Source organism: Streptomyces antnestii (assembly GCF_004005495.1).
GTDB lineage: Bacteria > Actinomycetota > Actinomycetes > Streptomycetales > Streptomycetaceae > Streptomyces > Streptomyces antnestii.
The window spans coordinates 226,205-249,628 of record NZ_RZYA01000002.1; the positions used below are offsets into that span (position 1 = coordinate 226,205).

The window sequence follows — 23,424 nt, forward strand, 5'->3', positions numbered from 1 at the left end:
TGAGCGTGTCCTCAGGCAGGCCGCAGCCACACCGTCGCCAGCGGTGGCAGCGTCAGCCGGAGTGAGCCGGGCCGGCCGTGGCTGGGCTCCGGATCCGGCTTGAGGATCCCGCTGTTGAGGACGTCGCCGCCCCCGTACCGCGCCGCGTCCGTGTTCAGGGCCTCGTACCACCCGGGGACGCTGTCCGGCACGCCGAGCCGGTAGTCCTCGCGGACCACGGGGGAGAAGTTGCACACGGCCAGCAGAGGAGCGCCGTCCGCCGCCAACCGCAGGAACGCGAAGACGTTGTCGTCGGATGCGTCCGCGGTGATCCACGAGAACCCCTCGGGCGAGGTGTCCCGCTCCCACAGGGCGGGCGCGTCCGCGTAGGTGGTGTTGAGGTCGCGCACCAGGTCGCGTACGCCGCGGTGGTCCGGCTCGGCCTCGTACGCCGGGTCGAGGAGCCACCAGTCGAGTCCCTGCTCCGCCGACCACTCGCCGCCCTGCGCGAACTCCTGCCCCATGAACAGGAGTTGCTTGCCCGGGTGGGCCCACATGAAGCCCAGATAGGCGCGGTGATTCGCGCGCCGCTGCCACCAGTCGCCGGGCATCTTCGACACCAGGGCCTGCTTGCCGTGCACCACCTCGTCGTGGGAGATGGGCAGGACGTAGTTCTCGCTGTACGCGTACACCATCGAGAACGTCATCTCGTTGTGGTGGTACTTGCGATGCACGGGCTCCTTCTGGATGTACTGGAGCGAGTCGTGCATCCAGCCCATGTTCCACTTCAGCCCGAACCCGAGCCCGCCGCTGTCCGTCGGCCGGGTCACCCCGTCCCAGGCGGTCGACTCCTCGGCGATGGTCACCACACCCGGGCAGCGCCGGTAGACGGTGGCGTTCATCTCCTGGAGGAAGGCGACCGCGTCCAGGTCCTCCCGCCCGCCGAACACGTTCGGCGCCCACTGCCCGGAGTCACGCGAGTAGTCGAGGTAGAGCATCGAGGCGACGGCGTCCACACGCAGCCCGTCGATGTGGAACTCCTCGCACCAGTACACGGCGTTGGCGACGAGGAAGTTGCGCACCTCGGTGCGGCCGAAGTCGAACTCGTACGTGCCCCAGTCCGGATGCTCCGCCCGCCGGGAGTCCCCGGGCTCGTACAACGGGACTCCGTCGAACCGGCCGAGCGCCCAGTCGTCCTTGGGGAAGTGCGCCGGTACCCAGTCCATGATCACGCCGATCCCCGCCCGGTGCAGCGCGTCGACCAGGTACTTGAAGTCGTCCGGCGAGCCGAGGCGGGGTGTCGGCGCGTAGTAGGAGGTGACCTGGTAGCCCCAGGACCCGCTGAAGGGATGCCCGGCGACGGGCATCAGCTCCACGTGGGTGAAGCCCATCTCCTTGACGTACGCGGGGAGTTCATCAGCCAGCTGGCGGTACGTCAGCCCGGGCCGCCAGGACGGCAGATGGACCTCGTACACCGAGAACGGCGCCTTGTGCACGGGGGTGTCGCCCCGGTGGGTCATCCAGCCGGCGTCGCCCCACTCGTACCGCGACACCGTGACGACCGAGGCCGTGTCGGGCGGGACCTCCGTGCGGCGGGCCATCGGGTCCGCCTTCAGGAACCGGTCGCCGTGGCGTGAGGTGATCTCGAACTTGTAGCGGGCGCCCTCGCCGATCCCCGGCAGGAACAGCTCCCAGACACCGGACGCGCCCAGCGAGCGCATCGGGTACTGCGTGCCGTCCCAGTACGTGAAGTCCCCGGCGACCCGCACCCCCTGGGCGTTCGGCGCCCACACGGTGAAACGGGTGCCGGCCACGCCCTCGTGCGTCATCGGCTCGGCCCCGAGAGCGGTCCACAGCTCCTCGTGCCTCCCCTCGCGGATCAGATGCAGATCGAACTCGCCGAGGGCGGGCAGGAAGCGGTACGGGTCGTGGACCTCCCTCTCGTCACCGTCGTACGTCACGAGCAGCGAGTACGCGGGGATCGCGTCGAGGGGCAGCATCGCGGAGAAGAAGCCGTCACCGTCGTCGTGCAGCGCGACGCGCCGGCGGCCGATCCGCACCGCGACGCCCTGCGCGTACGGCCGCAGCACCCGGAACACGACCCCGCCCTTCACGGGATGCGCGCCGAGCACGGAATGTGGATCGTGATGTGTCCCCGACAGCAGGCGTTCGCGGTCCGTCCCGTCCAGCGCGGGTGCGGCCAGGACGGTGCGGCGACCGGGGCCGGGCTTGTCGGGGCGGCCGACACGCTCGGGGGCGGACGTCTTGCGAGCAGCCACGGTTCTGTCTCCTCGGGGAGGGTGGGGCACTCCGGCGGGCGGCGGCGGGATTGCCGCCGCCCGGTTCAGCGGGGTTCGGCGGGGCCGGGTTCGGCGAGGCGGCTGATCGCCGCCATCGGGACGGGCAGCCAGTCGGGCCGGTGCCGCGCCTCGTAGAGCACTTCGTACAGGGCACGGTCCGTCTCGTAGGCGCGCAGCAGACCGGGTTCCTCGCGCGGGTCCGACGTCGCCTCGGCGGCGTAGCCGGCGCAGTACGCGTCCCGGCAGCGGCGCGCCCACTCGGGCCGCCAGGGGAGGCGGGTGCGGGCCGCGTAGTCGAAGGAGCGCAGCATGCCCGCGACATCGCGTACGGGGGACTGGGCGCGGCGGCGTTCGGCGAGCGGGCGGGCCGGCTCGCCCTCGAAATCGATGACGAACCACTGCTGCCCCGACCACAGCACCTGCCCGAGGTGCAGATCGCCGTGGATCCGCTGCGCGGGCCGCTCCGTGTCGAGGAGGGCGAACGCGTCGAACGCGGCCCGCAGCCCCGGTACGTGCGGGAGCAGCGCGGGCACGGACCTGGCCGTCGCGTCGAGGCGTTCCGTCATCGCGGCCGCGAGCCGCTTGTTTCGGTGAGGTTCGGGCGGATCCACGGGAAAGGCCGAGGTCAGCGCGAGATGGACCTCTGCCGTGGCCCGACCCAGTTCGTACGCCTCGTCGGTGAAGTCACCGCCGGACTCGAGAGACCGGAGCGCGAGCGTCCAGCCGTCGTCGGCGTCGGGCAGGAACGGCTGGAGGACACCGAGCGTCGCCTCCTGCGGCTGGGACGTCCGGAACCAGGCCACAGGAGCCGGAACGCGCGTGCAGCCGTGCCGGGCGAGCGCCCGCGGCACTTCCAGATCGGGGTTGATGCCGGCCTGCACGCGCCGGAACACCTTCAGGATGAACGCGTCCCCGTACACCAGGGACGTGTTGGACTGCTCGGCGTCGAGAACCCGCGGGGTGAGTCCGGCGGGCACGTCGATCCGCGCGTCCCGCTCGAAACGCAGGGGGCCCGCCGCGCCCGGGTGGCGCAGCCGGTCGAGCAGCAGCCCGGCCGACCGCGGCTCCTGGAGTGCGTCGTACACCATGAGCCCGGTCAGCGGCCCCTCGGTGGCACGGCCGATGAAGGCAGGCGCCAGATAGGGCGGCAGCATCTCGCGTACGCCGAGCAGGAGTTGGTACAGGTTGTCCGCCGGGGCTGTGCCAGGACCGGAGCGGGTCGCCTGCTCGGCGTGTTCCGCCCGCACCAGAAGATGCAGGCAGCCGGGGTGCAGCTCGGTCATCGAGGCCAGGGTGAGCCCGGTGACAGGCCGTCCCTTGCCCGCGAACCAGCGCTGCCGTGGCAGCCACTCGTGCAGCAGACCGGCGAGTGAGTTCAGCAGCAGAGAGGGGCTGACGCCGGTCGGACTCTGCAGTGCGGTCTTGGGCATGGCGACGACTCCTTTCGAAGGCGGACGGACGGTCCCTGGGGGGCGTGGGGCCGGCCGTCACCAGGTGGTGCTGACGGCTTCCTTGCGGAGCCGGAACCAGTAGAAGCCGTGACCCGCGAGGGTCAGCAGATACGGGAGCCGGCCGATTGCGGGGAAGCGGACCCCACCGATGAGCTCGACCGGGTGTCGGCCGTCGAAGGCCTGGAGGTCGAGTTCGGTGGGCTGCGCGAAACGCGAGAAGTTGTGCACGCACAGCACCAAGTCATCTTTGTACTCGCGCAGGAACGCGATCACCGCCGGGTTGGACGACGGGAGTTCGGTGTAGGAACCGAGTCCGAACGCCTCGTTCTGCTTGCGGATCTCGATCATCCTGCGCGTCCAGTGCAGCAGGGACGACGGGGACGACATGGACGCTTCCACGTTCGTGACCTGGTAGCCGTAGACCGGGTCCATGATCGTGGGCAGGTAGAGCCGGCCGGGGTCGCTGGACGAGAAGCCCGCGTTGCGGTCCGGGGTCCACTGCATCGGGGTGCGCACGGCGTCACGGTCGCCGAGCCAGATGTTGTCGCCCATCCCGATCTCGTCGCCGTAGTACAGGATCGGCGAGCCGGGCAGGGACAGGAGGAGCGCGGTGAAGAGCTCGATCTGGTTGCGGTCGTTGTCGAGGAGCGGGGCGAGGCGGCGGCGGATGCCGATGTTCGCCCGCATCCGCGGATCCTTCGCGTACTCCGCGTACATGTAGTCACGTTCGTCGTCCGTGACCATTTCCAGCGTCAGCTCGTCGTGGTTGCGCAGGAAGATGCCCCACTGGCAACTCGACGGAATGGCAGGGGTCTTGGCGAGGATTTCCGACACCGGGTAGCGGGACTCGCGGCGGACGGCCATGAAGATGCGTGGCATCACCGGGAAGTGGAACGCCATGTGGCACTCGTCGCCGCCCGACGCGTAGTCGCCGAAGTAGTCGACCACGTCTTCAGGCCACTGGTTGGCCTCGGCGAGCAGGACCGTGTCCGGGTAGTGGGTGTCCACCTCGGCCCGTACGCGCTTCAGGAACGCGTGGGACGCCGGCAGGTTCTCGCAGTTGGTGCCCTCCTCGGCGTAGAGGTAGGGCACGGCGTCGAGCCGGAATCCGTCGATGCCGAGGTCCAGCCAGAACTTCAGGGCGGCGAGGATCTCCTCCTGGACGCGCGGGTTCTCGTAGTTGAGGTCCGGCTGGTGGGAGAAGAAGCGGTGCCAGAAGTACTGCTTGCGGACCGGGTCGAACGTCCAGTTGGACGCTTCCGTGTCGACGAAGATGATGCGGGCGTCCGGGTACTGCTTGTCGTCGTCCGCCCAGACGTAGTAGTCCCCGTACGGGCCGGTGGGGTCGCTGCGCGACTCCTGGAACCACGGATGCTGGTCGCTCGTGTGGTTCATGACGAAGTCGATGATCACGCGCATGCCGCGCTGGTGGGCCGCGTCCACGAACTCCACGAAGTCGGCGAGATTGCCGAACTCGGGCAGGACGGCGGTGTAGTCGGAGACGTCGTAACCGCCGTCTCGGAGTGGGGACTTGAAGAACGGGGGCAACCAGAGGCAGTCGACGCCGAGCCACTGCAGGTAGTCGAGGCGGGACGTGATGCCTTTGAGGTCGCCGACGCCGTCGCCGTTGCTGTCCTGGAAGGAGCGGACGAGGACCTCATAGAACACGGCCCGTTTGAACCAGTCGGGGTCGCGGTCCTTGGCGGGGGTGTCTTCGAACGTGTCCGGGACGGGCTTGTTGACGATCATGTGGTGGGTGACCCTCCGGTGGGCGGTGAGGACGGTCGCAGGACGGTGAGGATGTGCGCGGGCGCGCGGCCCGGTTCGAGGCGCACGTAGTTCGTCCTGCCCCATTGGTATGTCTCGCCGGTCAGCTCGTCGTGGACCGGCACCGTCGCGTGTGCGTCGAGTCCGAGCTGAGGCATGTCCAGAGAAACCGTCGCCTCCTTCGTGTGGTGGGGGTCGAGATTCACGACCACCAGGACCGTGTCCGCGCCCGAGCGCTTGCTGTAGGCGATGACCGCGTCGTTGTCGGTGTGGTGGAAGTGCAGATTGCGCAGCCGGCGCAGCGCGGGGTGGCCGCGCCTGACGTGGTTGAGGGTGGTGATGAGGGGGGCGATCGAACGGCCCTCGCGCTCCGCCGACTCCCAGTCGCGCGGACGCAGTTCGTACTTCTCCGAGTGCAGGTACTCCTCGCCGCCCCGGCGGGCCGGGGTGTTCTCGCACAGCTCGTACCCGGCGTACACGCCCCAGGCCGGTGAGAGCGTGGCCGCCAGCACGGCGCGCACCTCGAACGCGGTGCGCCCGCCCTTCTGGAGGTAGCCGGGCAGGATGTCCGGCGTGTTCACGAAGAAGTTCGGCCGCATGTAGGCCGCCGTGTCCCGGGACAGCTCGGTCAGATACTCGGTGAGCTCCTGCTTGGTGTCGCGCCATGTGAAGTACGTGTACGACTGCTGGAAGCCGGCCTTTGCCAGCTCCCGCATGATCGCGGGCCGGGTGAACGCCTCGGCGAGGAAGACGACGTCGGGGTCGGTGCGGTTGATGTCGGCGATCACCCGCTCCCAGAACACGACGGGCTTGGTGTGCGGGTTGTCCACGCGGAAGACACGCACCCCGTGCCGCATCCAGAAGCGCAGGATCCGGGTCGTCTCCTCGATCAGGCCCGGCATGTCCTGGTCGAAGGCGATCGGGTAGATGTCCTGGTACTTCTTCGGCGGGTTCTCCGCGTACGCGATCGTGCCGTCGGGCCGGTGCTGGAACCACTCCGGGTGCTTCTCCACCCACGGATGGTCGGGCGAGCACTGGAGCGCGAAGTCGAGGGCGATCTCCAGACCGAGTTCCTCGGCCCGGCGCACGAACGCGTCGAAGTCGTCGAGGGTGCCGAGGTCCGGGTGGATCGCGTCATGGCCACCCTCCGGCGAGCCGACCGCCCACGGCACACCGACGTCCCACGGGTCGGCCGACAGACTGTTGTCTGGCCCCTTGCGGTACGTCGTGCCGATGGGGTGGATCGGGGGCAGGTAGACCACGTCGAAGCCCATGGCCGCGATCGCGGGGAGGCGGGCGGCAGCGGTCTTGAAGGTGCCGCTCACGGGACGTTCGCCGGCCCGGACCACGGCCCCCTCGGAGCGCGGGAACATCTCGTACCACGCGCCGTACAGGGCCCGTTCGCGCTCGACGAGCAGCGGCAGGGGGGCCGAGCGGGAGACGTGCTCGCGCAGCGGGTGGTCGGCGAGGGCGGCGGTGACGTCCGGGGAGAGGGCCGCCGCGTGGCGGGCGGCGGGCGGCCGCGTATCGTCGCGGAGCGCGTCCACGGCCGCGAGGACCGCGTCCCGGGCCGGGCCTTCCGGCACTCCGGAGGCGGCCCGCTCGTACAGCTCGGCGCCCTCCTCCAGGATCAGCTCGGTGTCGATCCCGGCCGGGACCTTGATGCCCGCCGACCGGCGCCACGAGGACACGGGATCGCCCCACGCCTCCACCAGGAACGTCCAGTTGCCCACGGCCGTAGGGGTGACGTCGGCGCCCCACCGGTCGCTGCCCGGCGACAGTTCGCGCATCGGGGTCCACGGTCCGGGCCGGCCGTCGGGGTCACGCAGCACGACATTGGCGCCGACCGCGGCATGGCCTTCGCCGAAGACCGTCGCGCTGACCTGGAAGGACTCGCCCGGAACCGCCTTGGCCGGACGCCTGCCGCAGTCGACGGCCGGGCGTACGTCCACGATCGGGACGCGGCTCGTCACCGTTCCTGGGTTCATCGGTTGTACCTCCGCCGTGCTCGAGGTCTGCCCGCTCCCGCTGTGGGCGGGCCGCCGGGTTCACATGCGCCGCGGGACGGGCCGTCATCCGCACACCAGTTGGCCCGGCCCGTGGCCGGGCACAGCCGATGACGGGTCGACGGCCTGCGCCCCTCCGGCGACACGCTACGGGAGCCGACCGGCGTCGGCCTGTCGGGAAATGCCCCGATTTCTGCGTGTCGTCCGGCGCCCTGTGTCGACCGGAGGGGTCGGACTACCGCCCGCTGCAGGCGGCGACCGCGACAGCGGTGGCCGCGAGCGGCGGGGCGGCCATGGGCGGATGCTCCACCCCGGGCCGGAGATACCGTTCGGCCGCGTCCGCGGCCTCGCGTCCACAGCGCTTCCCCATCAGCACGCACAGCGTGTAGGCCACGTCCTCGAAGTGCGCGCGCACCTGGTGGTCCGCGGGCGCCGCGAGCAACAGGCGTTCCCACGCGCGGTACTGCGCCAGATGACTGGCGACCTTGGTTTTGGTAGGCAGCAACATGTCGCTGTTCACTTCCCACTCTCGAGTGCGCACGGTGCACCGGGCCGGTGCGCGGGGGCCGTGCACGGAGAGGTACCGGCCCACTACTCCGATCGGTACCCCGTCCCATGGTGCATTTGGCGGCACTTCCCGTCCTGTTGGAGCTTCAACGACGCCGGGGCCGGCTCCTCGTGTTGCACGAATGGAGTAGCACTCCCATGCTGGGGCTGACTCAGGAGCGATCAGCGCTCACGCTACGTGTTCGGGGTACGGCCCGAAGGGGCGAACAACGAGCGGGAGCTTCGCCGGTGAGGAGCCGAAGACGATGAACGCAGTGCCCTGCTACTACCACCTCGATGTCGAGGTCAGCTCGGAGCGCGTCGGACAGGTCAGGCGCATTCTGGCCGCCCACCTCCGGTACTGGAAGCTGGACATTCTCGTCGAGCCCGTCTGCCGAGGCGTCGAGGTGCTGCTTCACACGATCGACGAGCACTCCACGGACAAGAACACCACGGTCGAGATGTGGTGGAACGGCCAGCACCTGATCACCGCGGTGTCCGACCACGAACGTGAACTGCCCGGCCACGCCCCGCAGGGATGTTTCGCGGAGATCGCCGCGCTGAGCGACGGCTGGGGCGGTTGCGCCACGGCCACCGGAAAGATCATCTGGTTCTCGCGCAGGGCCCGTCTCGGTGAGCGCGCCCCGCTGGTCCCGGCCGGACCCGCGCCCACCATCCGGGAGGCGCTGGAGATGCCCCGCGAGGAACCGGTCCCGGCCTACGCCGGATCAGCGCTCCGGGAACCGCTCGTGGCCGCGGCCCCGGCCGCCCGCGCCGGCGGACCGGGAGTGTCCGTCCCGCGCCACATCGTCCGCCCGGCCCCGGCCGGATAGACGCCACACCGCGCTCCGTCCGGAGCGCACCGTCCCGGGCCGCGGCCTGCTTCGGCAGCCGCGGCCCGGCGGCGTGTCAGGGGGCGCCGCCCGTAAGGGCGAAGGACGCGGGCACAGTCGGGGCGCGGGCGGCGCGGTGACGACACAGCCACCAAGATCATCCGTACGGTGGCCGGATGCTCATCTGGACCGGACGCCCCTATCCCCTCGGCGCGGCATTCGACGGCGACGGCACGAACTTCGCCCTGTTCACGGAGGTCGCCGAACGCGTCGACCTCGTCCTCCTCCACGACGACGGCACCCACGACACGGTCACCCTCACCGAGGTCGACGGCTTCGTATGGCACTGCTACCTGCCCGGCGTCGGCCCCGGCCAGCGCTACGGCTACCGGGTGCACGGCCCGTGGGACCCGGCCGCGGGCCACCGCTGCAACCCCGCGAAGCTGCTCCTCGACCCCTACGCCACCGCCGTCGACGGGCAGATGGACAACGACGCGTCCCTCTTCGAGCGGTCGGCCGACGGCCCCTCCCCGGCCGACAGCGCGGAACACACCCTCGTCGCCGTGGTCACCGACAACGCGTTCGACTGGGGCCACGACCGCCCGCCCCTGCGCCCGTACGCGGACTCCGTCATCTACGAGGCCCACGTCCGCGGACTGACCCGCACCCATCCGAAGGTCCCCGCGAAGCTGCGCGGCACCTACGCGGGCCTCGCCCACCCGGCAGTCATCGAGCACCTGACCTCGCTGGGCGTGACCGCCGTCGAGCTGATGCCGGTGCACCAGTTCGCGCAGGACGGCTTCCTGCGCGACCAGGGCCTCTCCAACTACTGGGGCTACAGCACCATCGGCTTCTTCGCCCCGCACAACGCCTACGCCGCGCACGGCACCCGCGGCCAGCAGGTCACCGAGTTCAAGTCGATGGTGAAGGCCCTGCACGCGGCCGGCCTCGAAGTGATCCTCGACGTCGTCTACAACCACACCGCGGAAGGCAACGAGAACGGCCCCACGCTCTCCTTCCGCGGCATCGACAACGCCTCCTACTACCGGCTCGTCGACGGCGACCCGGCGCACTACTACGACACCACCGGCACCGGGAACAGCCTCCTGATGCGGCACCCCAGTGTGCTCCAGCTCATCATGGACTCCCTGCGGTACTGGGTCACCGAGATGCACGTCGACGGGTTCCGCTTCGACCTGGCGGCCACCCTGGCCCGGCAGTTCCACGAGGTCGACCGGCTCTCCGCGTTCTTCGACCTGATCCAGCAGGACCCCGTGATCAGCCGGGTCAAGCTCATCGCCGAGCCGTGGGACGTCGGCGAGGGCGGCTACCAGGTGGGGAACTTCCCGCCCCGCTGGTCCGAGTGGAACGGCCGGTACCGCGACTCCGTACGGGACTTCTGGCGCGCCGGAGAGAACACCCTCGCGGACTTCGCCTCCCGTCTCACCGGCTCCTCCGACCTCTACCAGCACGACAGCCGGCGCCCGCGCGCGAGCGTCAACTTCGTCACCGCTCACGACGGCTTCACCCTGCGCGACCTGGTCTCGTACAACGACAAGCACAACGAGGCCAACGGCGAGGGCAACCGGGACGGCGAGAGCACCAACCGCTCCTGGAACTGCGGCGCGGAGGGCCCCACCGACGACGAGGGCGTCCTCGAACTGCGCGCACGACAGCAGCGCAACCTCCTCGCCACCCTGCTGCTCTCCCAGGGCATCCCCATGCTCGCCCACGGCGACGAACTGGGCCGCACCCAGCAGGGCAACAACAACGCCTACTGCCAGGACAACGAGATCTCCTGGATCGACTGGCGGCTGAGCGAAGAACAGCGCGACCTGATGGAGTTCACCAGGAAGACCATCGCCCTGCGCGCCGCCCACCCCGTCCTGCGGCGCCGCCGCTTCTTCCTCGGCGACACCGCCACCCACGAGGGCCAGCCCCATCCCGACCTCATGTGGCTGCGCCCGGACGCGCGCGAGATGACGGACGACGACTGGCGGCGCGCCGACGCCCACTCCGTCGCCGTGTTCCTCAACGGCGACGCCATCGCCGAGCCCGACCCCTACGGCAGGCCCGTGGTCGACGACTCGTTCCTGCTGCTGCTCAACAGCTACTGGAAGCCGGTCCGCTTCCGCCTCCCGGACGCCACCTACGGCGAGCGGTGGACCACCCGCATCGACACCGCCGATCCGCAGGGCGTCGCGGACGAGACGGAACACAAGCCGGACACCGACGTGGTCGTCGAGGCACGCAGCCTGATCCTGCTGTCGCGGCCGGCCAGGACACCGCGCTGACAGCTCCTGCGGTGGGCCGGACACACGGTCGGCCCACCGCAGGACACCGGCTCAGGCCCGCTTCAGGCGCAGCGTCACCAGCTCGAAGGGACGCAGCGACAGCGTGATGCGCTCCCCGTCCCGCTCGGGGGCCGCCGCGTCGGCGAGCGGACGCTCCAGCAGGTCCGTCGCCGTCGCGGCCGCGACCTCGAAGCCCGCCGTGAGCGTGGCCCGCACCCGCCCGCCACGCGACTCGTGGAAGCGGACCACCACGTCGCCGGAGCCGTCGTCGGCCAGCTTGACCGCCGTCACGACCACCGCGTCCCGGTCGACACCCACGAGCGGCGCCACCTCACCGGAGCCGGTGACGCGCCGTTCGGGCAGGTTGATCCGCCAGCCCTCGCGGACCGCGTCGCCGATCGCCGCGCCCGGCACCAGCGCGTGCCGGAAGCGGTGCACACCCTGGTCCGTCTCCGGGTCGGGGAAGCGCGGCGCGCGCAGCAGCGACACCCGCACGGTCGTCGTGGTGCCCGAGTCACTGTCCCGCACGGCCCGCGTCACGTCGTGCCCGTACGTGGAGTCGTTGACGAGCGAGACACCCCAGCCGGGCTCCTCGATGTGCACGAACCGGTGGTTGCACGCCTCGAACTTGGCGGCCTCCCAGCTGGTGTTGGTGTGCGTGGGCCGGTAGAAGTGCCCGAACTGCGTCTCGGACGCGTACCGCTCCGCGTGGATGTCCAGCGGGAACGCCAGCTTCAGGAACTTCTCCGTCTCGTGCCAGTCGACCTCGGTGTCGATGCCGAGCCGCCGCTCACCCGCCGCGAGCGAGAGCACCTGGGTGACGCGCGAGTCGCCGAAGCTGCGCACCACGCGCACCGAGGCGCCGTCGCCGGGTGCCACCTCGTCGGCGTCCACGAGATCGGTGACCGTGTTGCGGTAGAACTCGTCGACGTCCCACGCGTCCCACATGTTCGGGAAGTCCGGGTGGATCTGGAGCAGGTTCGCCGCCTGCCCCGGAGCCACCGTCTCGCGCCCCGCGACCAGGTCGTACGCGGACACGACCAGGCCCCGGCCGTCGACCTCGACCCGCAGCAGCCCGTTGTCCAGGACGTAGCCGCCCGCGGAGCGCGAGGCGATCGCCGACTCGCCCTCGACGACGGGGGTACGGGCGCCACCCGCGGGCACACCGTCACGGGTGTGCGGCGCCGCGTTGAAGACGAGGGTCCCCGAGCCCTCGCCCGCGAGGGCGCGCTGCGCCGCTCCGATGATCCCGGTCAGCTCGTCGGCGACCCGCTCGTACGTCCTCCGCGCCTCGCGGTGCACCCAGGCGATGGACGAGCCGGGCAGGATGTCGTGGAACTGGTGCAGCAGCACCGTCTTCCAGATCCGGTCCAACTCCTCGTAGGGATACGGGAATCCGACCCGCACCGCGGCCGTCGCGGCCCACAGCTCGGCCTCGCGCAGCAGATGCTCGCTGCGCCGGTTGCCCTGCTTGGTCTTCGCCTGGCTGGTGAGAGTCGCCCGATGCAGTTCGAGGTACAGCTCACCCACCCACACCGGCGCGTCCGGGTACTCGGCCTCGGCCTTCCCGAAGAACTCCGCCGGCGTCTCCCACACCACCGTCGCGGACCCTTCGAGGTCGCGAAGGCGGGCCGCCTTCGCGACCATCTCCCGCGTGGTGCCACCGCCGCCGTCGCCCCAGCCGGTCGGCGCGAGCGAGTGCCGGGCGACGCCCTTGTCCTTGAAGTTCCTCGCCGCGTGGGCGATCTCGCTGCCCTTCATGGAGCAGTTGTACGTGTCGACCGGCGGGAAGTGCGTGAAGATCCGCGTGCCGTCGATGCCCTCCCACCGGAACGTGTGGTGGGGGAACTTGTTGGTCTGCGACCACGAGATCTTCTGCGTGAGCAGCCACTTGGAACCCGCGGCCTTGATGATCTGCGGCAGACCCGCCGCGAAGCCGAACGTGTCGGGCAGCCACGCCTCGTCGTTCTCCACCCCGAACTCGTCGAGGAAGAACCGCTTCCCGTGCACGAACTGACGGGCCATCGCCTCCGAGCCCGGCATGTTCGTGTCCGACTCCACCCACATGCCGCCCGCCGGTACGAACCGCCCGTCCGCGACCGCCTTCTTCACCCGCGCCCACACCTCGGGCCGGTGCTCCTTGACCCACGCCCACTGCTGGGCCTGCGACATCGCGAACACGAAGTCGGGCTCGTCCTCCAGGAGCGCCGTCATGTTCGACGTCGTACGGGCCACCTTGCGCACCGTCTCGCGCAGCGGCCACAGCCACGCCGAGTCGATGTGCGCGTGTCCGACGGCGCTGATGCGGTGCGCGGACGGGACGGCCGGCGCGGACAGCACGTCGGTGAGCCGCGAACGGGCCGCGGCCGCCGTGCCGTTGACATCCTGGAGGTCCACCGCGTCGAGGGCGCGCTCAACTGCCCGCAGGATGTCGTAGCGCCGAGCGGAGTCCGCCGGCAGCTCGGCCATCAGCTCGCCGAGCACCTCCAGGTCGATGACCAGCTGCCACACGTCCTCGTCGAGGACCGCGAGATCCATTCGGGCCAGCGTGTACTGCGGCTCGCTGCCCGCGGTCTCCCTGTCGCCCAACTGCGTGGGCAGGAAGGGGTGGTAGTCGAGGATGACCGGGTTGGACGCCGCCTCGATGTGCAGGCGCACCTCCTCGCCGCCCTCGACCGGGGCGCCGATCCGCACCCACTGGTTGCGCGGGTTGAGGCCCTTCACCGGGGTGCCGTCCGGGCGGTAGACGAGGCCCTCGCACTGGAAGCCGGGCATGTTCTCGTCGAAGCCGAGGTCGAGGATCGCCTCCACGGTCCGGCCCGCCCACGCCTCGGGCACCGTACCGGTCACGCGGAACCAGCAGGTGGCCCACGGGGCGCCCCAGCGCGCGCCCACCGCGATCGGCTCGGGCGTGGCCGCGAGCCCATCGGCGACCGGCACCGGCTCGCCGGGCGCGTTCCACACCGCGACCTCCAGCGGCACGGACTCGGGGTACACGGCGGGTCGGATGCGCTCGTCGAGGACGCGCTTGAGACGGGCTTCGACCAGGGTGCGGTCGTCATGCATGAGGGGTACTCCGTAGGTCCGTGGTGCGGGTGGTTGCCAGGGGTGGACGGTGGTGGCGGGCGGGACGCCTTACAACTCCCCGACGCGGCCGGCTTCGAACCGTCCGGCGACGCCGGACGGCGTGACCACCTCGGTGATACCGCGCGCGGCCAGGTGTTCCCTGTCGTCGGCGCGGCTCGCCAGGACCGTGGTGGGCCGGGCCCCGTCGGCGGTGAGCCGGGCGAACGCCTCGAAGACGGCGCCGCCGGGAGCGCACACCGAGCGGTGCGGAGCGGCTTCGTCGTCGCCCACGTCGACGACGAGCGCGGTGGTGCGGGGCGCGGGTGTGCGCGGCTCGGCGCGCCGGTCCGCGACGATGCGGGCGAGGGCCTTCGCGGCGGGCTTCGGATGCCGGTCGCTCGTCAACAGGCCCAGGCTGTACTCGAGTTCGGGGAAATCGGCGAGATCCCGGCTGACGTCGTGCGAGCACCACCAGGTCACGCCCCACAGGCCCGGGCAGTCCAGGGCGTTCTCGACGGTGGCCTCGGTGAAGTGGGCGGCGTGCTCGGCCGGGACGAGCGGCGCGGGGGCGCCGACCTCCTGGAGCCACACCGGCCGGTGCGGATCGTCGGCCCACGCCTTGGACAGCTCGACGAGATACGCGGCGTGGTGCTCGGTCGCGGTGCCCGTACGGCCGTGGCGCTGCGCCGTTCCGTTGAACACCCAGGAGTGCACGGCGGTGAGCGCGCCGAGCCGGGCCGAGTGCGCGGGGGTGAACGGCTGGTCGTCCTGGTACCAGGCGGCGTCGTACGAGGCGTGCAGATGCGTCCGGCCGGGCGCGCCCTCCTCACACGCCGCGAGCACGCGGCGCAGCCACTCGCCCGCCTGCTCCCGCGTGATCCGGTCGGGGTCGGGGTGCGGGCCGGCCGCGAACTGGTTGACCTCGTTGCCGATGGTCATCCCGATGAAGTTGGGCCGGTCGGCGAGCGCCGCCGCGAGGGTCCGCAGATACGCCACCTCGCCCTCGATCACCTGAGGGTCGGTGAAGATGTTCCGGCGGTGCCAGGTCTGCGTCCACGCGGGCAGGAAGTCGAAGCTGGACAGGTGGCCCTGGAGTCCGTCCACGTTGATGTCGAGCCCGCGTTCGGCCGCCGCGTCGGCGAGCTGGACGAGCTGGTCGACGGCGCTCGGGCGGATGAGGGTGCGGTTGGGCTGGAAGTAGGGCCACAGCGGGAAGACCCGGACGTGGTCGAGGCCGAGGGCGGCGATCGAGTCGAGATCGGCCCGCACGGCGTCGAGGTCGAAGTCGAGCCAGTGGTGGAACCACCCCTGGCTCGGGGTGTAGTTGACGCCGAAGCGCACGGCGGAAGTCATGCGGAGTCCTGGTTCTGGAGTACGTGGGGGCTTCGGTGGGACGGCATCCGCGGTCAGCCCTTGACGGCCCCCTCGCCGACCCCGCGGAAGAAGTACCGCTGGAGGCAGGCGAAGAGGATGATCAGCGGCGCGACGGCGATGATCGTGCCGGCCGCGACGAGGCGCTCGTCGTTGGCGAAGGTGCCGTGCAGGTAGTTGAGGCCGATGGTGAGGGTGAACTTCGCGGGGTCGCTGAGCACGATGAGCGGCCACAGGAAGTCGTCCCAGGCGCCCATGAAGGCGAAGATCGCGACGACCGCGAGGGTGCCCTTCACGGACGGCAGCGCGATCCTCAGGAAGCGCTGCCAGGCGTTCGCCCCGTCCACGAAGGCCGCCTCCTCGATCTCGTAGGGGAGATTGAGGAACGCGTTGCGCATCAGCAGGACGTTCATCGCGGCGATGCAGGCGGGCAGGACCACGCCGATCAGGGTGTTGTTGAGGCCGAGTTCGCGCATCGTCGTGAACTGCGCGATGACGATGCTCTCGACGGGTACCAGCATCGCCAAAATGAACACCAGGGTGGCCGTCCTGCGGCCGCGGTAGCGCAGCCGGGCGAGCGCGTAGCCGGCGAGGGCCGAACCGACGCAGTTCGTGACGACGTTGGCGGTGGCGACCTTCAGGGAGTTGAACGCGTAGTCCCAGACCGGGATGGTGTTCGCGACGCGTTCGTAGTTGTGCAGGGTGGGGCTGCCCGGCAGGAACTTCGGCGGGGAGCTGAAGATGTCCTCGTGCGTCCCCTTGAGCGAGGTGGACAGCTGCCACAGGAACGGCCCGATCGTGATCGCGAGCACGGCGAGCAGCAGCACGTAGCGCAGGACGAGTTCCCAGACGCGGATGCGCTTGCCGTTGTCGTCGGTGACGCGCGGCGCGCGGCGGCGTCGTACAGGGCCGGCCGCGGGGGTCTCCTCGGCGCGGACGTCCTCGGTGACGCTCACGCGTCCTCCTTCCGGTCGGCGCGGAGCACGAGCAGCATCAGCGCCACGGTGATGACGAAGACGACGACGGAGATCGCCGACGCGTAGCCGACGCGGCCGGTGAGGCCCGTGCCGGTGCGCTGCACGAGCATCACGAGCGTGGTGTCCTCGCCCGCGGGTCCGCCGTTCGGTCCGGCCATCAGATACACCTCGGAGAACACCTTGAAGGCGGCGACCGAGGACAGCGCGGCGACCAGGACCATGGTGGAGCGGACGGCCGGGACGGTGACGGTGAAGAAGCGGCGCACCGCGCCCGCACCGTCCACCGCGGCGGCCTCGTGCAGCTCGCGCGGCACGTTGGCCAGGGCGGCCAGATAAATGATCATGTAGTAGCCGAGGCCCTTCCAGACCGTGACGGCCATGGCGCTCAGCAGGAGCAGCCACTGGTCGCTGAGGAAGCCGACCCTGCCGATCCCCACGGCTTCGAGAACCGCGTTCACCAGGCCTCGTTCGTCCAGCAGCCACACCCAGATCAGGCCGACCACGACGATGGACGCGACCACCGGCGTGTAGAAGGCCGACCGGAAGAAGGTGATGCCCGGGATGTTCTTCTGGACGAGAAGGGCGAGCAGCAGCGGAAGCAGTACGAGGGCGGGGACGACCCCGACCATGTACAGGACGCTGTTGCGCAGCCCGGTCCAGAACATGTCGTCGTGGAGCAGCTCCCGGAAGTTGTCCAGGCCCACGAACGTGCCGGGGATCAGGGTCCGCCGGTCGGTGAAGGCGTTGACCAGGGTGGAGACGAACGGATACAGGATGAAGATGCCGACGACCAGCAGCCCGGGGGCGGCGAACAGCCAGGGGCTGGTGGGCAGTTGGCGTCGGACGCGGGAGACGGGCCGCGCGCCCGGGGGCTTCGCGGACGGCGTCGCGGGGGATGTCGCGGGGGTCTTCACGGAGGGAAGGGGACTCGTCATGGTGTACGGCTCCGGGGCTCAGCCCTGCTGCTGGAGCAGCCGGTCACAGGCCTTGACAGCGTTGTCAAGTGCGGTCTTCGGGCTCTCCTTGCCCTGCAGGGCCTTGGCGACGGAGTTCCGCAGCTCGTTCTTCATCTGCTCACTGAAGAGGACCGGCGTGTAGTTGACCGCGTTCTTCAGGGAGTCGGCCGCGGCGATCCGCACCCGCGTCTCGTCCGAACCGTCCTGCTGGGTGAAGTACGGGTCGTCCAGGGAGCCCGCGGTGCTCGGGAAGATGGCGACCTTCTTCGCGAACTCCATCTGGTGCTGCGCGTCGGTCACGTAGTGCGCGAAGGCCACGGCGGCGGGCTTCTGCTTGGTGCGCGAGTTCACCATCACGCCCATCACGTACATGTTCACCTTGCCGGTGCTGGTGATCTGGTCCGTGATCCCGATGTTCTTGTAGAGGCTCGGCGCGTCCTTCTTGAACTTCTGCAGGTCGAGCGCACTGCCGGGGTTCATGGCGACGGCGCCGGTCAGGAACTTCTTGCCCGTGGACTCCGGCGTCGCCGTCAGCGCCTGCGGGTCGAGCGCCTTCGCGTCGTACAACTCCTTGTACTTGGTGAGGAGTTCGACGCCCTTGGCGTCGTTGAACGCGAAGCCGGTGCCCTGCTTGTTCATGAGGGGGGCGCCGTAGCGGCCGAAGTCCTCGATGGTGGGCACGTTGGCGAGCGTGGCTACCTTGCCCTTGCTCTTCTTCGCGAGCTGCAGCGCGTCGGTGAAGAGCGCGTCGTACGTCTTCGGCGGCTTGGAGTCGTCGAGTCCGGCCTTCCTGAACAGGGTCTTGTTGTAGAACAGCGGCCCGGTGTTGAGGTACCAGGGGAACGCGTACGTGCCGTCCATGCCCGGTATCTGGTGGCTCGCCCAGGCCCCCGGCAGGTACTCCTTCCCGTACTTCGGGGCCGCCTTGTCCAGGTCGAGCGCGAGGCCCGCCTTGGCGAGCGGGGCGACGAGGTCGGGGGAGACGTTGACGACGTCGGGCAGCGTGCCGCCGGCGGCGTCCGCGCTGATCTTGTCGGCGTAGCCCTCGCCCGGCTGGTCGATCCACTTCACGTGGGTGCCGGGGTACTTCTTCTCGAAGTCCTTGACCAGGCCGTCGAAGTACGGCTTGAAGTTGGCCCTGAGGTTCCACGTCTGGAACGTGATGTTGCCTTCGATCTTGCCCGAGGCGTCCGTCGAGGCGCTGTCGTCACCGCCGGAGCCGCACGCGCTCAGCGGCAGGAGGACGGCGATGGCGGCGGCAGCGGCTAGTGCTCTGCGAGAGGTGGGCACGGTGACACGGCTCCTTTGCGGCGGCATCGAATGTTGCCGTGCAGACCCTGCATTGCGATCACGGAAGAAGTCAATGCATTCTTGCGAACTGATGTGAGGTGGATGGTATATGTACTGGTCAGCGTGATGAAGTAGACCTTTCATAGTTCTGGACTAATGCGCTTTAGGGTCTTGAACTCAAGCGCATTAGTGTGCGGTCCGCATGCGCTACGCTGGTCGCGGCAACCCACCGGGGTTCCACGGGAAAGGGGCAGCTGTGCCAGCCAAGCGGTCTCCCGCGCGCCGACCGACCATGAAGGACATCGCGCTCAGGGCGGGTGTCTCGGAGAGTGCCGTGTCCTTCGCGCTCAACGACCGGCCAGGAGTCTCCGAGGTCACGCGCGACCGCGTACGCCGGGTGGCCGAACAGCTCGGCTGGCGGCCCAGCACCGCGGCTCGCGCGCTGTCCGGCGAGGGCGCGGCCACGGTCGGCCTGGTCGTGGCGCGTCCCGCCGACACCCTGGGCGTCGACTCGTTCTTCCTCCAGCTCATCTCCGGCATCCAGGAAGTCCTGGCGGAGCGTCACCTCGGCCTGCTGTTCCAGGTGGTGGAGGACGTCGAGGCCGAGTGCGCCGTCTACCGGCGCTGGTGGGCCGAGCACCGCGTGGACGGTGTGATGGCCGTCGACCCGCGCACCGCCGACCCGCGCCCCGCCCTCCTCGACGAACTGGGACTGCCCGCCGTCGTGATCGGCGGAGCGCCCGACGCGCAGCACCCGGGCCTGTCCACGGTGTGGGCGGACGACGCCGGCGCCATGGCGTCCGTGGTCGACGAGCTGTACGCCCTCGGCCACCGCCGCATCGTGCACATCGCCGGACTGCCCGGCCTCGCGCACACCGAGCGGCGCATCCGCACCCTGCGCGCCGAGGCCGAGCGGCGGGGCCTGACCGAGGTGCGCTCCGTGACCACGGACTACTCGGACGCCGAGGGCGCCGCGGTCACACGCCGCGTCCTGGAGGGGGACGCACCCCCGACCGCGCTCGTCTACGACAACGACGTGATGGCCGTCGCCGGGGTCGCCGCCGCCGGTGAGCTGGGCTTCTCGGTGCCCGGCGACGTCTCGGTGGTGGCCTGGGAGGACTCGCCGCTGTGCCGCATGGTCAAGCCGTGGCTGTCGGCGCTCTCCCGCGACACGGTGGAGTTCGGCCGCACCGCGGCCCAGGAACTGACGGCGCTCCTGGACGGGGGCCCGGCACGGACGGTGCAGGTGCCGCTGCCGCGCCTGATCGAGCGTGAGAGTACGGGCGTGGCGAGGGGGGCCGAGGTCGGGTCGGGCTGACCCGCCTGCCGTACGTACGGCAGGTTCGTGGCCGAGGTCAGTGGCCGTGCGGCAGGATCCGGCCGACGGCCTTCCACGCGTCGTGCACGCGGCGGTGATGAACGGCCCCGGACGCGGCGGCCGCCGGACCGGCCGCGTGGGGCGACGGCATCGCGGTCGGCTCCCAGTCGCAGGGCGGAGCCGTACGGACGGAGCGGGGTCCGCCGCACTCCTCGTCACGGCCCCTGACCGCGTCGTGTTCCTTGAGCGCCACACTCATGAGCATCAGAAGCAGCGCCACGTCGTCGTCACAGTCGAGCAGCACCGTGATCCACGAGGCGCCCGGGCGGACCCTGATCGCGGTGCAGTGCAGGAGCTGCGGCAGGAGCCGCTCGACCGCCGCCCGCGTGAGGTAGAGATCTGCCGCATCGTTGGCATGGAAGTGCACAAGGTCGCACCCCGCCGTCCCGAAGGAGCGCCCGACGGCGCACCGGGGAGAGCCACTTACCAGGTTCGGCCACGACTCCAGCTGGGTCATGGCGCGATGGGCCGCGGTCATGTGCACATGGTCGCGCACACTTCACCCTGTCAACCAGCCCCATTCACCACCGGCTTGATGATTCGGGGAATCCGCCGAGCTCACGGGGTGCTCCGCCGCCTCCCCGAGTCGTTACTGTGCCGAGGTGACCGGATCCGCACACCTCCCCCTGCTGTTCCTCGACATCGACGGGCCGCTGATCCCGTTCGGGGGCCCGCCCGAGAGCTACCCGACGTATCCGCTGCGCGGGCCCGGTGGCGCCGTCGACGCGCTGGGCGCGGACCTCCACCCCCTCCTGACCAGGATCGACCCCGCGTACGGGCCCCGGCTCGCGGCGCTCCCGTGCGAGATCGTCTGGGCGACCACCTGGATGGACGACGCCAACGACTGTGTCGCCCCGCTCCTCGGACTGCCGCGCCTGCCGGTCGTGGACTGGCCCGAGCCGACGGCGTGGGAGGCACGGGAGGAATGGCGCGGGGCGCGCGGACTGCACTGGAAGACCCGCGCCCTGGTCGACCAGGCGGGGGGCCGCCCCTTCGTCTGGGTCGACGACGAGATCACCGACATCGACCGCAAGTGGGTCGGCGCGCACCACACGGGACCCGCCCTGCTGCACCGGGTCGACCCCCGGCAGGGCCTCACCGAGGCGGACTTCATCGTGCTCGACGACTGGCTGCGCGCGGTGACGGACTGACTTTCGTCGCGGCCTGCGCTGCGTATCGCGTCTGCGCTGCGTATCACGTCCTGCCCTGCGTTTCACGTGCCCGGAGGCGGGTCGGCGAGCAGCTCCGCGATGACGTGGCGGGCGATGGAGGCCATCACGGGGTTGCTCTCGCGGTAGTGCTGGAGTTCCAGGAGGGCGACCGACAGCGCCCAGCCCCGGCCCCGCGCCCAGGCCGCGTCGTCCGCGCCCGTGCCACTGCGGAAGACGTCGCGCGCACCGGCGGGCAGCAGATACCAGGCCGCGATGAGATCGACCGCCGGGTCACCGAGCCCCAGGCATCCGAAGTCGATGACGGCGCTGAGCCGGCCGTCCGCGACGAGCACGTTCCCGGGCTGCAGATCGGCGTGGATCCACACCGCGGGCCCGGACGCCTCGGACGCGCGCAGGGCCGACGCCCATACGGCGGACACCTGCTCCGCGGCCAGTTCCGCCCGCAGCTCATGGATCGCTGCGCGCGTCACGTCGTCCCGCCGCGCCAGGGGTTCGCTGCGGTAGGAAGCGGGCCCGCCGGCGGGGTCGACGCGTCGCAGGGCGCAGACGAAGCGCGCCAAGTCCTGTGCCAGCAGCGCGGGTTCGGGGGTGCGGCCGGGGCCAGGGTTGGCGCCCTCGAGCCACCGGTAGACGGACCAGGGCCAGGGATATCCCTCGCCGGGGATGCCTCTGCCCTGCGGTGAGGGGATGGCCACGGGGAGCGTTCCGGCGAGCAGCGGCAGCCACCGGTGCTCCTTCGCCACGTCCTGCGCGGACCCTGCGAGGCGGGGGAGCCGCACGGCCAGGTCCTCGCCGAGGCGGAACATGGCGTTGGACGTACCGGCCGAGTCGACCTCGGTGAGCGCGAGACCGGACCACTGAGGAAACTGCGCGTCGACGAGCCGGCGCACCAACGAGGCGTCGATGTCCGCCTCTTCGGGCCGGAACTTACGAGCACACATCGGTGGCCTCTCGGGTTGAACGGTGTCACCGACGCGCCACGATACGAAAACCGGGCCCGGGGGCCCAGCGATTAATCCGGGGCGGGTGGTCCCGGAGACCGTCCCATCCCACCGATCGGCCTCCCTTCACCTCACAGCGACCGGCGCGCCACTTGGCCGTCGAGCGCCGCGCACAGCCAGTCGTGGGCGGCGCCCGCCGTCGGCCGTGACGGGCCCGCCAGCTCCGCGGCGAGCCGCCAGTAGTGGTCGATGCGTGGATCGGCGGCGAGAACCGCGCTGAGCCGCCGACGGAACGACGGCGTGTCCCGTACGCCCCGCGACGCGGCGTACGCGGAGACGAAGCAGTCCAGTGCCTCGCCCCCGTGCGGTGCCCGGCCGGCGCGCAGCCCGGGAGACGCCAGGGCGTAGGCCTCGCGCAGCCCTTCGTAGAGCACGGCGGGCCGGAACCCCTCCTCCGTCCGGTGCGCGGCGGGCTGCCCGCGGTCGCCGCCGTCGCAGGAACGCGAAGTGAACGCGTGCAGCCGCGCGAAGGCGAGGACGTGGGCCGGGGTCGGTTCGTCCGGAAGCTGCGGCACCGCCTCGTCCACGACGGCGGCGACGACCCCCGCCGGCATCCGGGGAGGCAGCCAGCGGCGCCAGAAGCGGGCCGTGGCATCCGTGCTGGGCGGGGCGGACACGGCGCCCACGAGCAGCAGCCGCTCGGCACGCTCGGCGGGAGCGCAGTCCTGGAGCAGCTGAAGGGCCGCCTGCCGCCAGCGCAGCGCGGCGAGTTGTGAGCCGACGTCCCGCAACCGCCCGGCGATGACGCCCTCAAGGACATCGTCCAGTACGTCCTGAGCCGCTTCCTCCCCGTCCCCGGCGAGTACGCGGCTCACGTCCGGCACCGGCAGGTCGAGGGCGCGCAGCGAGCGGATGACCCGGAGCCGGTCGAGCGCCTCGGGCCCGTACCGGCGATGACCTCCCGTGCTGCGCGCGCCCTCGGGCAGCAGACCGCGGTCCGAGTAGAAGCGGACGGTCTTGACGGTGACGCCCGCGCGTTCGGCGAGCTCCCCGATGCTCCATGCGCTGTCGGCGGGCACGGCTTGAACCTCCCTCAG

17 protein-coding genes are annotated in these 23,424 nt (G+C 70.7%); 4 read left to right on the top strand and 13 right to left on the bottom strand.

Going from position 1 to position 23,424, the window contains the following annotated elements; translation table 11 throughout:
* Positions 1 to 11: 11 nt before the first annotated feature.
* From glgB to EOT10_RS05825, 5 genes are all read right to left on the bottom strand, one after another.
* Positions 12 to 2,258 carry a 1,4-alpha-glucan branching enzyme gene (gene glgB, locus EOT10_RS05805; RefSeq protein WP_127826960.1) on the bottom strand — a complete coding sequence of 749 codons (2,247 nt, stop codon included), beginning with the start codon at positions 2,256 to 2,258 and terminating at the stop codon, positions 12 to 14.
* Positions 2,259 to 2,323: 65 nt separating this feature from the next.
* Positions 2,324 to 3,709 carry a maltokinase N-terminal cap-like domain-containing protein gene (locus EOT10_RS05810; RefSeq protein ID WP_127826961.1) on the bottom strand — a complete coding sequence of 462 codons (1,386 nt, stop codon included), beginning with the start codon at positions 3,707 to 3,709 and terminating at the stop codon, positions 2,324 to 2,326.
* Positions 3,710 to 3,766: 57 nt separating this feature from the next.
* The gene (gene treS, locus EOT10_RS05815) at positions 3,767 to 5,479 is read right to left on the bottom strand and encodes a maltose alpha-D-glucosyltransferase (RefSeq protein ID WP_127826962.1); all 1,713 of its coding nucleotides are present in this window, start codon (positions 5,477 to 5,479) and stop codon (positions 3,767 to 3,769) included.
* Positions 5,476 to 7,485, bottom strand: coding sequence for an alpha-1,4-glucan--maltose-1-phosphate maltosyltransferase (locus EOT10_RS05820; RefSeq protein ID WP_127826963.1), 2,010 nt, complete (start codon positions 7,483 to 7,485; stop codon positions 5,476 to 5,478). The genes treS and EOT10_RS05820 overlap by 4 nt, the downstream gene beginning before the upstream one ends.
* 253 nt (positions 7,486 to 7,738) lie before the next feature.
* Complete coding sequence (locus EOT10_RS05825) at positions 7,739 to 8,011, bottom strand: DUF5133 domain-containing protein (protein WP_127826964.1); 273 nt, start codon at positions 8,009 to 8,011, stop codon at positions 7,739 to 7,741.
* Between the two features lie 304 nt (positions 8,012 to 8,315).
* On the opposite strand from EOT10_RS05825, the gene EOT10_RS05830 reads away from it, so the two are divergent.
* Together EOT10_RS05830 and glgX are read left to right on the top strand one after the other, a co-directional pair.
* Entirely contained in the window at positions 8,316 to 8,882 is a 567-nt protein-coding gene (locus tag EOT10_RS05830) for a pep a2 (RefSeq protein WP_223280826.1), read from the top strand.
* Between the two features lie 176 nt (positions 8,883 to 9,058).
* Positions 9,059 to 11,176, top strand: coding sequence for a glycogen debranching protein GlgX (gene glgX, locus EOT10_RS05835; protein WP_189491223.1), 2,118 nt, complete (start codon positions 9,059 to 9,061; stop codon positions 11,174 to 11,176).
* 51 nt (positions 11,177 to 11,227) lie between these two features.
* On the opposite strand, the gene EOT10_RS05840 is transcribed toward glgX, so the two are convergent.
* The 5 genes from EOT10_RS05840 to EOT10_RS05860 form a co-directional block, all read right to left on the bottom strand.
* Positions 11,228 to 14,242 carry an alpha-mannosidase gene (locus tag EOT10_RS05840; protein WP_127826965.1) on the bottom strand — a complete coding sequence of 1,005 codons (3,015 nt, stop codon included), beginning with the start codon at positions 14,240 to 14,242 and terminating at the stop codon, positions 11,228 to 11,230.
* A gap of 69 nt (positions 14,243 to 14,311) precedes the next feature.
* Entirely contained in the window at positions 14,312 to 15,595 is a 1,284-nt protein-coding gene (locus tag EOT10_RS05845; RefSeq protein ID WP_189491227.1) for a glycoside hydrolase 5 family protein, read from the bottom strand.
* Positions 15,596 to 15,648: 53 nt separating this feature from the next.
* Positions 15,649 to 16,569, bottom strand: a complete 921-nt coding sequence (locus tag EOT10_RS05850; RefSeq protein WP_127826966.1) for a carbohydrate ABC transporter permease — start codon at positions 16,567 to 16,569, stop codon at positions 15,649 to 15,651.
* Positions 16,566 to 17,525, bottom strand: a complete 960-nt coding sequence (locus tag EOT10_RS05855; RefSeq protein ID WP_223280827.1) for a carbohydrate ABC transporter permease — start codon at positions 17,523 to 17,525, stop codon at positions 16,566 to 16,568. Before EOT10_RS05855 ends, EOT10_RS05850 begins: the two co-directional genes overlap by 4 nt.
* An 18-nt stretch (positions 17,526 to 17,543) precedes the next feature.
* Positions 17,544 to 18,836 carry an ABC transporter substrate-binding protein gene (locus tag EOT10_RS05860; protein ID WP_127826967.1) on the bottom strand — a complete coding sequence of 431 codons (1,293 nt, stop codon included), beginning with the start codon at positions 18,834 to 18,836 and terminating at the stop codon, positions 17,544 to 17,546.
* Between the two features lie 256 nt (positions 18,837 to 19,092).
* Between EOT10_RS05860 and EOT10_RS05865 the strand changes: the two genes are divergently transcribed.
* On the top strand, positions 19,093 to 20,154 hold the full coding sequence (locus tag EOT10_RS05865) for a LacI family DNA-binding transcriptional regulator (protein WP_127826968.1): 1,062 nt from the start codon (positions 19,093 to 19,095) through the stop codon (positions 20,152 to 20,154).
* A gap of 37 nt (positions 20,155 to 20,191) precedes the next feature.
* Here the strand turns inward: EOT10_RS05865 and EOT10_RS41165 are convergent, their stop codons facing one another.
* A complete protein-coding gene (locus tag EOT10_RS41165) occupies positions 20,192 to 20,581 on the bottom strand; it encodes a luciferase domain-containing protein (RefSeq protein ID WP_488803547.1) in 390 nt (129 codons plus the stop codon).
* A gap of 235 nt (positions 20,582 to 20,816) precedes the next feature.
* Between EOT10_RS41165 and EOT10_RS05875 the strand changes: the two genes are divergently transcribed.
* Complete coding sequence (locus EOT10_RS05875) at positions 20,817 to 21,365, top strand: HAD domain-containing protein (protein WP_127826969.1); 549 nt, start codon at positions 20,817 to 20,819, stop codon at positions 21,363 to 21,365.
* A 62-nt stretch (positions 21,366 to 21,427) separates the two neighbouring features.
* Here EOT10_RS05875 and EOT10_RS05880 read toward each other — a convergent pair whose 3' ends face one another.
* Together EOT10_RS05880 and EOT10_RS05885 are read right to left on the bottom strand one after the other, a co-directional pair.
* Complete coding sequence (locus EOT10_RS05880) at positions 21,428 to 22,327, bottom strand: aminoglycoside phosphotransferase family protein (protein WP_127826970.1); 900 nt, start codon at positions 22,325 to 22,327, stop codon at positions 21,428 to 21,430.
* Positions 22,328 to 22,458: 131 nt separating this feature from the next.
* A complete protein-coding gene (locus tag EOT10_RS05885; RefSeq protein WP_127826971.1) occupies positions 22,459 to 23,406 on the bottom strand; it encodes a MerR family transcriptional regulator in 948 nt (315 codons plus the stop codon).
* Positions 23,407 to 23,424 lie beyond the last annotated feature (18 nt).

Bases quoted from the DNA above. Each gene is read 5' to 3' on its own strand.
- EOT10_RS05810 (WP_127826961.1), bottom strand. From the start codon at position 3,709: ATGCCCAAGACCGCACTGCAGAGTCCGACCGGCGTCAGCCCCTCTCTG.
- treS (WP_127826962.1), bottom strand. From the start codon at position 5,479: ATGATCGTCAACAAGCCCGTCCCGGACACGTTCGAAGACACCCCCGCC.
- EOT10_RS05820 (WP_127826963.1), bottom strand. From the start codon at position 7,485: ATGAACCCAGGAACGGTGACGAGCCGCGTCCCGATCGTGGACGTACGC.
- EOT10_RS05825 (WP_127826964.1), bottom strand. From the start codon at position 8,011: ATGTTGCTGCCTACCAAAACCAAGGTCGCCAGTCATCTGGCGCAGTAC.
- EOT10_RS05830 (WP_223280826.1), top strand. From the start codon at position 8,316: ATGAACGCAGTGCCCTGCTACTACCACCTCGATGTCGAGGTCAGCTCG.
- glgX (WP_189491223.1), top strand. From the start codon at position 9,059: ATGCTCATCTGGACCGGACGCCCCTATCCCCTCGGCGCGGCATTCGAC.
- EOT10_RS05840 (WP_127826965.1), bottom strand. From the start codon at position 14,242: ATGCATGACGACCGCACCCTGGTCGAAGCCCGTCTCAAGCGCGTCCTC.
- EOT10_RS05845 (WP_189491227.1), bottom strand. From the start codon at position 15,595: ATGACTTCCGCCGTGCGCTTCGGCGTCAACTACACCCCGAGCCAGGGG.
- EOT10_RS05855 (WP_223280827.1), bottom strand. From the start codon at position 17,525: ATGACGAGTCCCCTTCCCTCCGTGAAGACCCCCGCGACATCCCCCGCG.
- EOT10_RS05880 (WP_127826970.1), bottom strand. From the start codon at position 22,327: ATGTGTGCTCGTAAGTTCCGGCCCGAAGAGGCGGACATCGACGCCTCG.